Below are 13102 nucleotides of genomic sequence, written 5' to 3'. Positions count from 1 at the left end.
TTTATGCGTCTTCCTGGTCCAGATTGAATGCCTTGTGCAATACGCGCACGGCCAGTTCCAGATATTTTTCGTCGATGACGACGGAAATCTTGATCTCCGAGGTGGAGATCATCTGGATGTTGATGCCTTCTTCCGCCAGGGTACGGAACATCTTGCTGGCGATCCCCACGTGCGAACGCATGCCGACGCCGACCACGGAAACCTTGGCGGTCTTGTTGTCGCCGATGACATCGCGCGCGCCGATATGCGGCTGCACCTTGGTCTTCAGGATGTCCATCGCCTTGGTGAATTCGTTGCGATGCACGGTGAAAGAGAAATCGGTGGAGCCGTCCACGCCGACGTTCTGGATGATCATGTCGACGTCGATATGTGCTTCGCTCACCGGGCCAAGTATCTGATATGCGATGCCGGGTTTGTCCGGCACGCCGCGCACGGTGATCTTGGCCTCGTCGCGATTGAACGCGATGCCTGAGATGATTGCCTGTTCCATTTTATTGCCTTCCTCGAACGTGATCAGCGTGCCTTCTCCCTCTTCCTCGAAACTGGAGAGTACACGCAGTTTGACTTTATATTTGCCGGCGAATTCGACCGAGCGTATCTGCAGAACCTTGGATCCCAGACTCGCCATCTCCAGCATCTCCTCAAAGGTGATGCTCTTCAGGCGGCGCGCTTCGGGCACCATGCGTGGGTCGGTGGTGTAGACACCGTCCACGTCGGTGTAGATCTGGCATTCGTCGGCACGCAGTGCGGCTGCGATAGCGACGCCGGTGGTATCGGAACCGCCTCGGCCCAGGGTGGTGATGTTGCCGTCTTCATCCATGCCCTGAAAGCCTGCGACCACAACCACATAGCCGTTGGCCAAGTCGGTGCGGATGTTCTGTTCGTCGATGCTGACGATGCGCGCTTTGGTGAAGGCGCTGTCGGTGAGTATCTTGACCTGCGCGCCGGTATAGCTTTTGGCTTGCAGTCCGGCATCTTTAAGTGCCATCGCCAGCAGGCCGATGGTCACCTGTTCACCGGTGGAGATCACAACGTCGAGTTCGCGCGGATCGGGATGTTTCTGGATCTCTTTGGCCAGCGCGATCAGGCGGTTGGTCTCGCCGCTCATCGCGGAGACCACCACCACGACCTGATGTCCTTGAGCCTTGTATTTTGCCACGCGTTGCGCAACATTCCTGATGCGCTCCGGACTTCCGACAGAAGTGCCGCCGTATTTCTGTACTATCAATGCCACAATATGCCTGCGTCGTTTTTTAAGTGGGCGGCATTCTAACTGAACTGGCGTCAAAAGACGATGACCCCTCTGCTACACTGTGGGCAATTCCAGCGACCCGTTCCCATGAACAAGATCAGCCAACGCCCCTACCCGGCAAGCACCGCCGCACAACTTGTTGAATCTGGCATTGCGCCTTTGCTGGCGCGTATCTACGCGGCGCGCGGCATTGTCGATACTGCGCAATTGGACACCGACCTCAAGCAATTGCTGCCCTTCTCCTTGTTGAAGAACGCAGAAAGGATGGCGTCCATCCTGGCCGATGCCATTGCCGACCATAAAAGAATCCTGATCGTGGCCGATTACGATGCCGACGGTGCTACGGCATGCACCGTGGCCATGCGCGGTCTGGCTGCACTTGGCGCAAAGGTGGAGTTCATCGTTCCCAACCGTTTCGAGTACGGTTACGGCCTGACGCCGGAGATCGTTCGGCTGGCAGCAGAAAGCAAGCCGGATATCCTGCTCACGGTGGACAACGGCATCGCCAGCGTGGAGGGAGTGGCCGAAGCCAACAGGCTGGGGATACAAGTGCTGGTGACCGATCATCACCTGCCCGGCGATACCCTGCCCGACGCTCTGTGCATCGTGAACCCCAACCAGCCCGGTTGTACTTTCCCCAGTAAGCACCTGGCGGGCGTGGGGGTGATGTTCTATGTGCTGATGGCGCTGCGCGCGGAGATGCGTGAACGCGGTGTTTTCGCCGGAAAAACGGAACCCAATCTCGGCAATCTGCTCGATCTCGTCGCACTCGGCACGGTAGCGGATGTGGTGAAGCTGGACGACAACAACCGCATCCTGGTGCAGCAAGGCTTGCAGCGCATCCGCGCCGGACGCAGCTGCGCCGGCATCCAGGCTTTGCTGCGGATAGCCCGCAGACCGGCAATACAGTCTTCATCCTACGAACTGGGCTTCATCGTCGGACCGCGTTTGAATGCCGCCGGACGTCTGGACGATATGAGCCTGGGCATCCGTTGCCTGCTGACCGACGATACCGCCGAAGCCGGCGAGATCGCCACCAGGCTGGATGCGCTGAATCATGAGCGGCGCAGCATCGAAGCGGATATGCAGGACAGTGCCCTGGCCGTACTCGACAATTTCGATCCGGCAGACGGATATTCCCTCACTCTCTTTAACGAAGATTGGCATCAAGGCGTGATCGGCATCCTCGCCTCGCGCCTCAAGGACAAATTCCATCGTCCGGTGATCGCCTTCGCGCGTGCACAAACGGGAGAACTGAAAGGTTCCGGCCGCAGCATCGCAGGACTGCATCTGCGCGATGCGCTCGATCTGATCTCAAAACGCCAGCCGCATCTGATCCAGAAATTCGGCGGTCATGCCATGGCAGCAGGCTTGAGCATTCATGAGGAACACCTGAACGATTTCCGGCAAGCCTTTGAGACAGTGGCGCAAGAACTGCTCGATGCCGATGCGTTGGTTAAAGTCATTTCTACGGATGGCTCGCTTGATACGCACGAGTTTTCAATGGATATCGCACGCGACCTGCAGCGTCAGGTCTGGGGACAGGGTTTTCCGGAACCCTTGTTCGAGGGGGATTTCCGCGTGCAGACGCAGCGCGTGGTCGGCGAGAAACACCTCAAACTCAAACTGTCGTCGCCAGCCGGTAGTTTCGATGCCATCCGCTTCTTTTCGGCAGAGCCAGCTCCCGAGCATATCCATGCGGTATACAGCCTGAGTGTCAATGAATACAATGGCAGCGAGAGTTTGCAACTCATCGTGCGTCACTGGGCAGGAGGTTGAGACCGTGGAATCCGTTCTATTACAAAGCAACGGCATCGAAGCTCTGCCGCAGTTCCTGACCAGCCTGGCCATTGGTCTGCTCATCGGTCTGGAGCGCGAACGTAACCCCTCAGCCAAAGCCGGGCTGCGCACCTTTGCTCTGGTCGCCGTGCTCGGCACCTTGATGGCGATGCTTTCTGCCAAGCTCGGTTCACCCTGGCTGGTGATCGCAGGTTTGCTTGCCGTGGCAGGAATGATCGTCGCGGCTTACATCAACACTCCCACAGAAGAGAACGACCCGGGCACCACCACCGTGGTCGCCTTGCTGCTGAGTTACGGACTGGGAGTGCTCATCTGGTTCGGTCTTTCCACACTCGCCGTGATGCTGGCCATCGGCATCACTACCCTGCTCTATTTCAAACCAGAACTGCGAGGATTCACGCAACGTCTGACGCGCCGCGACCTGGTCGCCGTGCTGCAATTCTCGGTGCTCACCTTCATCGTGCTGCCTATTCTTCCCAATCAGGACTACGGCCCCTACAACGCGTTCAATCCCCACCAGGCCTGGCTGATGGTGGTGCTCATCTCCGGCATCAGCCTCGCCGGTTATGCTGCATTGCACATGGTGGGAACCCGTTACGGGGCACCCTTGCTGGGCTTTCTCGGCGGCCTGGTATCGAGCACCGCCACCACCATGATCTATGCCAAACACGGCAAGACCAACCCGGCAATGACCAGTCTTGCCGCCGCAGTGATCGTGATCGCCAGCGTAGTGGTCTTGCTGCGCCTGCTGGTGGTCAGCTCGGTCGTGGCATACGGCACCCTGCCGGGCTTGGCGCCGGTGTTTGCGGGGGGCCTGATCGCCGGGGTCGCCGTCTCGATCTATACCTGGCTCAAATCCAGCAAGGTTTCTGAGCTCTATATGCCGGAAACCACGAACCCGGCGGAATTGCATTCTGCTGTTGGTTTCGGCCTGCTGTATGTGGTCGTGTTGCTGGGTTCGGCATGGATGGCCGACCTGGCAGGCAGCCAGGGTCTGTATGCGGTGGCGCTGGTATCCGGCCTGACCGATGTTGACGCCATCACGCTGTCCAGCTTGCGCCTGTTCAACCTCGGACAACTCAGCGAGCATCAGACCGTCACTGCGATCACGATCGCTTTCCTGTCCAATATTGCCTTCAAGTTCGGCATGGTCGTTTTTATCGGCGGCCGGACATTGGCAAAACAAGTTGCCATCGGCTTCGGCGCCATCTCCTGCGGCGTGCTGTTCGGCCTGCTGCTCCTGTAGCCCTTCGGCTCCTTCGATACGCTCAAGACGTGTATAATCGCGGTCTTTCAAAGCAGCGATAAGACATAAAAAATGGAAGCCGAACAACTCAACGCCCTCTCCAATTCCCTGCAAGATTTACGCAATCGCAGCAATGAGTTACGGAGGTTTCTTTGACTTCGACAGCAAGCAGGAACGCCTAGCCGAAGTCAATCAGCTCGCCGAAGACCCAGCCATCTGGAACGATGCGAAGCGCGCGCAGGAATTGGGCCGCGAACGCAAGTCGCTGGAAGACGTGGTGCTTGGCCTCATCCGGATCAGCCAGAACCTCGACGATGCAGCAGAACTGTTCGAGATGGCGCAAGCCGAGAATGACGACGACAGCCTGAACAGCATCGCCGCCGATGTGCAGGACATCGAGACTCGCGTCGCCGCGCTTGAATTCCGCCGCATGTTTTCCAACCCGGCCGACCCGAACAACTGCTTCATCGACATCCAGGCCGGCGCCGGCGGCACCGAAGCGTGCGACTGGGCCTCGATGCTGCTGCGCCAATACCTCAAGTACTGCGAGCGCAAGGGCTTCAAGGTCGAGGTGCTGGAGCAGACCGACGGCGATGTCGCCGGCATCCGCAGCGCCTCGCTCAAGGTCGAAGGCGAATACGCCTACGGTCACCTGCGCACCGAAACCGGCGTGCACCGCCTGGTACGCAAATCGCCGTTCGATTCCTCGGGCGGTCGCCACACCTCCTTCGCCAGTCTGTTCGTCTCCCCTGAAGTGGATGATTCCATCGAAGTGGACATCAACCCGGCCGATCTGCGTATCGACACCTTCCGCGCCTCAGGTGCGGGCGGCCAGCACATCAACAAGACCGACTCGGCGATCCGCATCACCCATCAGCCCACCGGCATCGTGGTGCAGTGCCAGAACGACCGCTCGCAGCACCGCAACAAGGCCGAGGCCATGTCCATGCTGAAGTCGCGCCTGTACGAACTGGAGCTGCGCAAGCGCCAGTCCGAAGCCGACAAGCTGGAAGCGTCCAAGACCGATGTCGGCTGGGGCCACCAGATCCGTTCCTATGTGCTCGACCAGTCGCGCATCAAGGATCTGCGCACCAACGTCGAGATATCCAATACGCAGAAGGTGCTCGACGGCGACCTCGATCCCTTCATCGAAGCCAGCCTGAAGCAAGGCGTTTAAGAGCAACATGTCCGAGCAGGAAGACAACGGCCTCGCCGAGTTCTTCGTCGCCGGCGTCGAGCCCGCCGACGTACCGCAATTCTTCCCGCTGTTCGCGGCCAAGCCACTGATCGGCGCAATGATCGCGCTGTTCCGTGGCGGCGACGATGAGGTGATGGTGCGCCTGATGGTGTTGCGCGAGATCGGCCTGCGCGCGGAGGCGCCGGAGTGGTCACCGCGGGAACTGCAAAGCCACTTTGCCTTCATCAACCAGTCCAAGCTCAACACCGTGCTCGGCCGTCTGCGCGAACACGAGTTGCTGTTGTGGGACAACGAGCGTCATCTCTATCGCCTTTCCTCCGCCGGACGCATGGTGTTGTCGGCGCTGTCCAGCCTGCTCAACTTCAACACCGAGCAGGACGGCGAGTTCCTCGCTGCGCAGATCGCCGCTGGTGCGGCCGTGGGCAAGCTGTCGCCGGAAGCGCTGGCGCACCTGTTGGCCCGCCTGGCCGAACTGGAAGAGGAGTTCTCCCAGGCAGTCACCTCGGGCTCCGAATTCCGGCTGCGCGAAGCGCAAACCAGGCTGGAGGCGGTGCAGAAATGGATGGACAAGGCCAACGAGGTCATGCGCGACCTGGCCACCGAAGGGCTGGATGACACGACCTGGAAACTGTCGCAACAGATCGGCCAGCGCCAATCCAAACTGATGCGCATGTCTTCCGTGTTCCAGCGCGAGCTGGCCGAGATCTCGCGCCAGCAGGTGCACCTGTCGCACGGCGGGCTCAGCTCTTCCGAACTCGCCGCCTGGCTCAAGCAGCGCACCGTGGATGAACTGGTCGAACTCGCCGCCGGGCAACTCACCCTCACGCCGGAAACCACTTTCATCCTGCCCGACGTGATGGTGGACAACACCGAAGAGTTCGTCGCGCGCGACCTGCCGAATCGTCGCGTCTCCGCCATGCCCGCGCCGTCCGAAGTCGAGTACGTGGACGACATTGCACTCGACCCGCCGTATCAGCTGGCCGCGCTGGTGCGCCTGTTGTCCGGGCTGGATGAGCCGCTCACGCTTGCCGACGGCATCGTCGGCGGCGGATTCAGCGACGCATCGTATCGCCTGTCGCTGCTGTCCTTCCTCGGCGAACAGAACGTCGACCCGGAACTCGCCCCGCTGGCGCATCTGCCGTTGCGACTGTGCTGGGACGAGAACTTCGAATTGCAACACATCGGACGCGATGAGATTGCCGCGATGAGCGGCGGCCATATCGAACCGCAACAGGAGAAAAACACATGAACCAGGACCATGCCGCCCGCCTGATCGCCCGCCTCTTGGCGCTGCGCTACCTGCCACGCGAGGACAAGGAAGTGCGCCGCCTGCTGGTGGACGCCGGATTCCGCGACGAAGTGGAACAGCGTCTGGCCACCAACGGCCTGCGCCTGCTGGCACATCCTTTCTCCGCTTACGTTGGCGTCGCGCTCACGCGCGAATGCGAGAGCGCGGTGTTCGAACAGAACGACGCCTGGCAATCCAGCAACCTCGGCCTGCCCAAGGATGCGGTCGCGCTGCTGGTGATCCTGTGGGCGCTGATCATCCTGCCCAAGCGCGAACGCCAGCAGTCCGGCGAATCCGCGCAGAAAGAAGAGCAAACCGAGATGTTCGAGACCGTGAAGCTCACACCGCTGGCGCACGAGGCTTCGCGCGGCATCGCCGAGAACGTACTGCTGGAAGACTATGGCAAGCTGCTCGGCGGCAAGGCGCGCCTGCAGCAGTTCGCGCTGCCGCAGCTGTCGCGCCTCGGCTTCATCGAGCGCAAGAACAAGGTGATCCACGAAGGCCCGCTGCTCGACCTCGCCTTCGACTACGCCGAAATGGCGCCGCGCATCCTGCAAGGCGCGCTGTCCGACCTGCTGAAACAGCGCGGCATCCTGCGCGATGTGACGCTTGGGGAGTTGCATAACGAGGAGGAGTCCTGATGTTCAGGTTGATGGAACTGGAAACCGTACACTGGGACTACTGGCGCAACTTCAAGCTGCCGCTGGACGCACCCATCATCACCATCTCCGGCCCCAACGGCTCGGGCAAGACCACGCTGCTCGATGCCATGCGCACGTTGCTGGCGCTGGAGTGCTCGAAGAAACGCGACTACAAGCGCTACGTGCGCCGCAACGGCGAGGACTTCTGCTGGCTGCGCGGCGTGGTGGACAACCAGTGCCCGCCGGGCGCGAGCTACCGCCCGTTCCGCCTGCCCTACCAGCAGGACAAGATCACGCTGGCCTGCCGCATCGACAAGAAAGGCGGCGACTGGTCGCGCAAATACTGGATCGCCGACGGCGAGGTCAGTCTGCAGGAGATCGAGCAGAAAGGCGAAGAGTTCGGCGTGCGCGACTACCAGCGCATTTTGCACAGCGCAGGCCTGTCGCCCGCCATCGCCCGCGTGCTGTCGCTGGAACAGGGGCAGACCGACAAGCTGTGCGAGCTGTCGCACAAGGATCTGCTCGACCTGGTGTTCCAGGTCTTCGGCGACAAGGAAGTGCTGGAACGGTACGAAGAGGCACGCCACCACCAGGAACATACCGTGCGCGAACTGGATGCGGGACAGAACCAGCTCGAAGCGCTCGGCAACAGCCTGGAGAAACACGAGCAGAAGGTGAACCGCTATCTGGAATGGCATCGCCTGAATCAGGAGCGCGTCTCGCTGACCGCCGAAATCCGTCCGCGTCTCGAGCATCACTTGTTGCAGCGCGAAGCCGACAACGCGCGCCGCACCCTGCTTGCCATCCGAAAAGAATGGCGCACCAAGCACGCCGAACGCGCAAGCATGCAGCTCGAATTGCAGGCACAACGACAGGCCCACGAAAACGCGCAACTGCGCAGCCAGGCAGCACAGGAAAACGAACAGAACCAGCAGCGCGCGCTGAACGAACTGAACCGCGAACTGGGACGCTGGGAAGCCATCGTCGAACAACAAAAACGGCTGGAACAGCAAGTGCACAGCACCCAAGGCGACAAGCTCGCCGATGCACGCGAGATCGAAAAACTTGCGGGGGAACGTGATGGCCTGCGCTTGCGCATCGCCGAACTGGAACAGAAGCAACGCCAGCTCGACGAGATGCTGGAGAACCTCGCCGCCGGACGCCGCGCCGATCCGCACGATGTCGGCGCTTTCCGCCAGGCGCTGAGCCAGGCCGGCATCGTGCACGACCTGCTCGCCGACGTGGTGGAGGTCGCCGACCCGACCTGGCAGTCGGCGGTGGAAGCCGTGCTCGCGCCGTTCGCTCATCTGGTGCTGCTGGGCAAGGAGAAAGACACCGAAGCGGCAATGGCGCTGGGCGAAAAGCTGCGCTACCGCCACTTCATCGTGCCGGACTGCGTGAGCGCCGGACTCGCGCCCAAGGGCTCGCTGCTGGAAGTGGTGCACTTCGCCAAGCCGGTGCCGGAATGGCTGCTGCGCACACTGGAACGCACCCGCCGCGTGGAAGACGCGGCCGCAGGCAGCAAGCTGCCGCGCGGCGAAGACTGGATCACGCGGCAAGGCTACTTGCGTGAACGACGCGGCGGCCGCTATGCTGCGCCGGATCAGGCGCGTTTCGGCAAGGCGCGTCTGGAAGCACTGCGCGAGCAGCGCGGCCAGCTCGAAAAAGCGCTGGCGCCCTTGCGCGAACAATTGAACGAACTCACCTCTCGCATCCGCACGCAGCAGGCGCAACTGGCCGGGGTGGATGCTGCCGCACGGCTCGCCGAGCGCGCCGAAGAATTCGCCGAAGCGCGCCAGCAATACGATGCGCTGGTGCTGCGTCGTCGCGACAATACCGTGCTGCAAGCGCAACAGGAACGCGCGGAGGCCGACAAGGCCGTCAGCACGGCTTTCGGCAGTCTGCAAAAGATCGAGTTCGCCTTGCAGGGGCTGGAACGCGAGATCGCCGGCAAAGAGAACCGCTCCGCGCGCGAGGAGCAGAAGCGCCGCGTGCAGACACTGCGCCATAACCGCAAGCAGTTCCCGGCTGGCTGGAGCAACAGCGACGCCAACCAGCAACTCGCCGACAAATACCGCGACACCACCAACATCGACCGCCGCATCGAAGAGATCGAACTTCGCTTCAAGGAGGAATCCTGGGAGACCGACGATACCGTGGTCGCGCTACGCGACAAGATCAAGGACGACTACCGGCGCATGGAGAGCGACCTCTCCTCGCGCCGCCGCGACAACGAGATGGCGCGCAGCCAGACCGAGACCGCGCGCGAGCAGTACATCGCCGTGCTGCGCCACACCGTCAGCCGCTACGTGAAGAACCTCAAAGTGCTGGGCGACTTGGCCGGCATCAAGGTGGAACACGAGCCGGTGGCGCTTGAGAATAACGACCTGTCGCTGGCACAGGCCGGCCTGGCGGTGCGCTTCAACTTCGACGACAAGGGCTTCATGGGTATGAACGACGGCGATGCTTCCGGCGGACAGCAGGTGATGAAGTCGCTGATCCTGCTGGTGGCACTGATGATGGAAGAGTCGCGTCCCGGCGGCTTCGTCTTCATCGACGAACCCTTCGCCCACCTCGACATCGTCAACATCGAGCGCGTGGCAAAGTTCCTCAAGGCCACCCGTGCGCAATATCTGCTAACCACGCCGGTCACCCACAACGTCGGCGTGTACGACCCGTCCATGTTGACGCTGGTGACTTTCAAGAAGAAACCGACGGACACCTGGGCGCCGGGCGTGAAGGTGCTGGTGCGGGAAAGGTCATGACCAGCAGCAACGGGTGTACAAGCAAGTCCTGAAAACCCCGTCCCTGTGCTATATTTCACGCCGCTAAAATTTAACTCAACCCATTCAGAACACCATGAGCACCGAACCCATTACCCCAGTCCAGGACGAGAATCAGATCATCGCGGAGCGCCGCGCCAAGCTGAAGGCGATCCGCGAAAAAGGCGTCGCCTTCCCCAACGATTTCAAGCGCGAGCACATGGCCGCCGACCTGCATGCCGAGTTCGGCGAGAAATCGCATGACGAACTGGAAGCCGCGCAGGTCCATGTCGCCGTGGCCGGCCGCATGATGCTGAAGCGCGTGATGGGCAAGGCCAGCTTTGCCACGGTGCAGGACATGAGCGGCCGCATCCAGCTGTTCATCAGCAACGACATCACCGGCGAAGCAGCGCACAGCGAGTTCAAGCATTACGACATGGGCGATATCCTCGGTGCGGTCGGCGTACTGTTCAAGACCAAGAGCGGCGAGCTTTCCGTGCGCGTGACGCAGGTGCGCCTGCTGACCAAGGCGCTGCGTCCGTTGCCGGAAAAATTCCACGGTCTGACCGACATGGAACAGAAATACCGCCAGCGTTACCTCGACCTGATCACCAACGAGCAATCGCGCAAGGTGTTCATCGCACGCACCCAGATCATCCAGGCGATTCGCGAGTTCTTCGTGCGCCACGGCTACCTGGAAGTCGAAACGCCGATGATGCACCCCATTCCCGGCGGCGCGTCGGCCAAGCCGTTCGTCACGCACCACAACGCGCTGGACCTGCAGATGTACCTGCGCATCGCGCCGGAGCTGTACCTGAAGCGTCTGGTGGTGGGCGGTTTCGAGAAGGTGTTCGAGGTGAACCGCAATTTCCGCAACGAGGGCGTCTCGACACGCCACAATCCGGAATTCACCATGATCGAATTCTACGAGGCGTATCGCGATTACAAATACCTGATGGACTTCAGCGAGAAGCTGTTCGCTGAAGTGGCGCGCAAGGTACTCGGCACCACCGTCATCACCTATCAGGGCAAGGAACTGGACCTGGGCAAGCCGTTCCACCGCCTGACCATGGTACAAGCGATCCAGAAATATCATCCGCAGTTCACCGATGCGCAGCTGAACGACCGCGATTTCCTGGTCAACGAATTGAAAGACCTCAAGGCCAAATACAATCCGAAAGACGCGGTCGGCGGTTTGCAGCTGTCGCTGTTCGAAGAGCTGGCCGAGGCACACCTGTTCGAGCCGACCTTCATCATCGACTATCCCGTCGAAGTCTCGCCGCTGGCGCGCAGCAGCGATGCCCGCCCGGAGATCACTGAACGCTTCGAGCTGTTCATCGTCGGCCGCGAGATCGCCAATGGTTTCTCCGAACTGAACGATGCAGAAGACCAGGAGCGTCGCTTCGATGCTCAGGTTGCAGCGAAAGATGCTGGCGACGAAGAGGCGATGTTCAAGGACAACGACTACGTTCGCGCACTCGAATACGGGTTGCCTCCGACGGCCGGCGAAGGCATCGGTATCGACCGATTGGTCATGCTGCTGACCGACAGCGCCAGCATCAGGGACGTCATCCTGTTCCCGCACATGCGACCGGAATAAATGCTGAATCCGGAACTCCGCACTCGCCTGCTGCAGTACTACCCCGCACTGGCCGATATGCCCGCAGCGGAGCTGGATGCGTTACTGGCGAATGCGCTGTTGGTGCCGCTGCCGAATGGTGCAGTGGTGTTCGACGAGAACCAGCCTTGCCAGGGATTTCCCATGTTGCTCTCCGGCAGCATCCGTGTGATCAAGGCCGCCCCGAACGGTCGTGAATTGCAGCTCTATCGTGTCAGTCCGGGGGAAAGCTGCATACTCACCAGCAGTTGCCTGCTCGGGCATACCCGCTATCAGGCCCGCGGCATCGCCGAACAGCCGTTGGAAATGGTGCTGTTGCCAGCGCCCTCCTTCCATATTCTGGTTGGAAATCACGAAGCATTCCGGAACTATGTGTTCCACCTGTTCTCCGACCGCCTCACCGACCTGATGCAGCTGGTCTCGGCCGTCGCATTCCAGAAACTCGATCAACGTCTGGCCGCCTTGCTTATCGCAAAAGCGAGCCCTCTCTTTATGACACACCAGGCCTTGGCCGATGAGCTCGGCAGTGCGCGCGAGATCGTCAGTCGTCTATTGAAAGGTTTTGCCGAGCAGGGTTGGGTTAAACTTGCACGGGAACAGATTGAAGTTACTGATAAGGCAGCACTTAAACGATTCGCCGAACTCTGACTTGCTGTTTTGTGATTTTTGTCACAGACAATCCTCTTGTTTGCGCATATCCTGAAGCCTCCCTTAACCTATTCCAAGGAGCAAACATGAAACTCAACGTTGGTGGTATTGATCGCATCCTGCGCATCGTGGTCGGCCTGGCACTCATCGGCGCCACACTTGCTGGAATGATCGGTGTATGGGGCTGGATCGGTGTGGTTCCGCTGCTGACCGGAATCTTCAAATTCTGTCCGGCTTATGCCATCTTCGGCATGACTACTTGCCCAATGGAAAAGAATTGATTTTTCCGATTCCGAAACGCCCGGCTCCAAGGCCGGGCGTTTTTATTTCCAGGGCATCAAATATCCTGGTTGAATTCATTCAGGAGACAAAGCACGGTTAATAGTTGACTATAAAAGTAGGCTATGACATCATGTATCCCATATCAGTCATCACCGTCAACGATTGACGGTGAAACCTCTCAAGTTGCATGAGGAGGTAAGCATGGAAACCTCTGGCACTTCCCGCCCGTTTAGCAATGGATCCATCGCCTTCCGTTTTGAGGCTGCAAGCACATTCTTATATTCTCAGGCCTTATCCAACGAAACACTTATCGAGCCTGAGCTTGTTGAGTGGATGAACCGTGCCACAGCCAAGGCAGCTCCAGTAA

The 13102-nt window shown here is 60.2% G+C and carries 10 protein-coding genes; 9 read left to right on the top strand and 1 reads right to left on the bottom strand.

Features of this window, described 5'->3' with window-relative positions; all coding sequences use genetic code 11:
• Position 1 precedes the first annotated feature (1 nt).
• Positions 2-1234, bottom strand: coding sequence for an aspartate kinase (locus tag SLIT_RS07490; RefSeq protein ID WP_013029641.1), 1233 nt, complete (start codon positions 1232-1234; stop codon positions 2-4).
• 105 nt (positions 1235-1339) lie between these two features.
• On the opposite strand from SLIT_RS07490, the gene recJ reads away from it, so the two are divergent.
• The 9 genes from recJ (at position 1340) to SLIT_RS07445 (ending at position 12734) form a co-directional block, all read left to right on the top strand.
• Complete coding sequence (gene recJ, locus SLIT_RS07485; protein ID WP_013029640.1) at positions 1340-3031, top strand: single-stranded-DNA-specific exonuclease RecJ; 1692 nt, start codon at positions 1340-1342, stop codon at positions 3029-3031.
• 4 nt (positions 3032-3035) lie between these two features.
• On the top strand, positions 3036-4298 hold the full coding sequence (locus SLIT_RS07480; protein ID WP_013029639.1) for an MgtC/SapB family protein: 1263 nt from the start codon (positions 3036-3038) through the stop codon (positions 4296-4298).
• A 72-nt stretch (positions 4299-4370) separates the two neighbouring features.
• Positions 4371-5475 (top strand): peptide chain release factor 2 gene (prfB, locus tag SLIT_RS07475; protein ID WP_013029638.1). Its coding sequence is split into 2 segments (ribosomal slippage): positions 4371-4451 and positions 4453-5475, totalling 1104 coding nucleotides; the frame shifts between segments, so codons are not numbered across the junction.
• A gap of 7 nt (positions 5476-5482) precedes the next feature.
• Positions 5483-6745, top strand: a complete 1263-nt coding sequence (locus SLIT_RS07470; protein ID WP_013029637.1) for a hypothetical protein — start codon at positions 5483-5485, stop codon at positions 6743-6745.
• Complete coding sequence (locus SLIT_RS07465; protein WP_013029636.1) at positions 6742-7425, top strand: hypothetical protein; 684 nt, start codon at positions 6742-6744, stop codon at positions 7423-7425. Before SLIT_RS07470 ends, SLIT_RS07465 begins: the two co-directional genes overlap by 4 nt.
• Positions 7425-10190: an AAA family ATPase gene (locus tag SLIT_RS07460; RefSeq protein WP_013029635.1), complete on the top strand. Its 2766-nt coding sequence runs from the start codon at positions 7425-7427 to the stop codon at positions 10188-10190. Before SLIT_RS07465 ends, SLIT_RS07460 begins: the two co-directional genes overlap by 1 nt.
• Before the next feature lie 94 nt (positions 10191-10284).
• Positions 10285-11787, top strand: coding sequence for a lysine--tRNA ligase (gene lysS, locus SLIT_RS07455; RefSeq protein WP_013029634.1), 1503 nt, complete (start codon positions 10285-10287; stop codon positions 11785-11787).
• Positions 11788-12453, top strand: a complete 666-nt coding sequence (locus tag SLIT_RS07450) for a Crp/Fnr family transcriptional regulator (protein WP_013029633.1) — start codon at positions 11788-11790, stop codon at positions 12451-12453. It abuts the gene before it with no gap.
• Positions 12454-12539: 86 nt separating this feature from the next.
• Positions 12540-12734: a YgaP family membrane protein gene (locus SLIT_RS07445; protein ID WP_013029632.1), complete on the top strand. Its 195-nt coding sequence runs from the start codon at positions 12540-12542 to the stop codon at positions 12732-12734.
• Positions 12735-13102 lie beyond the last annotated feature (368 nt).

Origin of the sequence: Sideroxydans lithotrophicus ES-1, assembly GCF_000025705.1 — a bacterium.
GTDB lineage: Bacteria > Pseudomonadota > Gammaproteobacteria > Burkholderiales > Gallionellaceae > Sideroxyarcus > Sideroxyarcus lithotrophicus.
The sequence above is the reverse complement of the archived record's forward strand: the minus strand, read 5'-3'. Positions and strand labels throughout refer to the sequence as shown.

Bases quoted from the DNA above. Each gene is read 5' to 3' on its own strand.
- SLIT_RS07460 (WP_013029635.1), top strand. From the start codon at position 7,425: ATGTTCAGGTTGATGGAACTGGAAACCGTACACTGGGACTACTGGCGC.
- recJ (WP_013029640.1), top strand. From the start codon at position 1,340: ATGAACAAGATCAGCCAACGCCCCTACCCGGCAAGCACCGCCGCACAA.
- SLIT_RS07470 (WP_013029637.1), top strand. From the start codon at position 5,483: ATGTCCGAGCAGGAAGACAACGGCCTCGCCGAGTTCTTCGTCGCCGGC.
- SLIT_RS07465 (WP_013029636.1), top strand. From the start codon at position 6,742: ATGAACCAGGACCATGCCGCCCGCCTGATCGCCCGCCTCTTGGCGCTG.
- SLIT_RS07450 (WP_013029633.1), top strand. From the start codon at position 11,788: ATGCTGAATCCGGAACTCCGCACTCGCCTGCTGCAGTACTACCCCGCA.
- lysS (WP_013029634.1), top strand. From the start codon at position 10,285: ATGAGCACCGAACCCATTACCCCAGTCCAGGACGAGAATCAGATCATC.
- SLIT_RS07445 (WP_013029632.1), top strand. From the start codon at position 12,540: ATGAAACTCAACGTTGGTGGTATTGATCGCATCCTGCGCATCGTGGTC.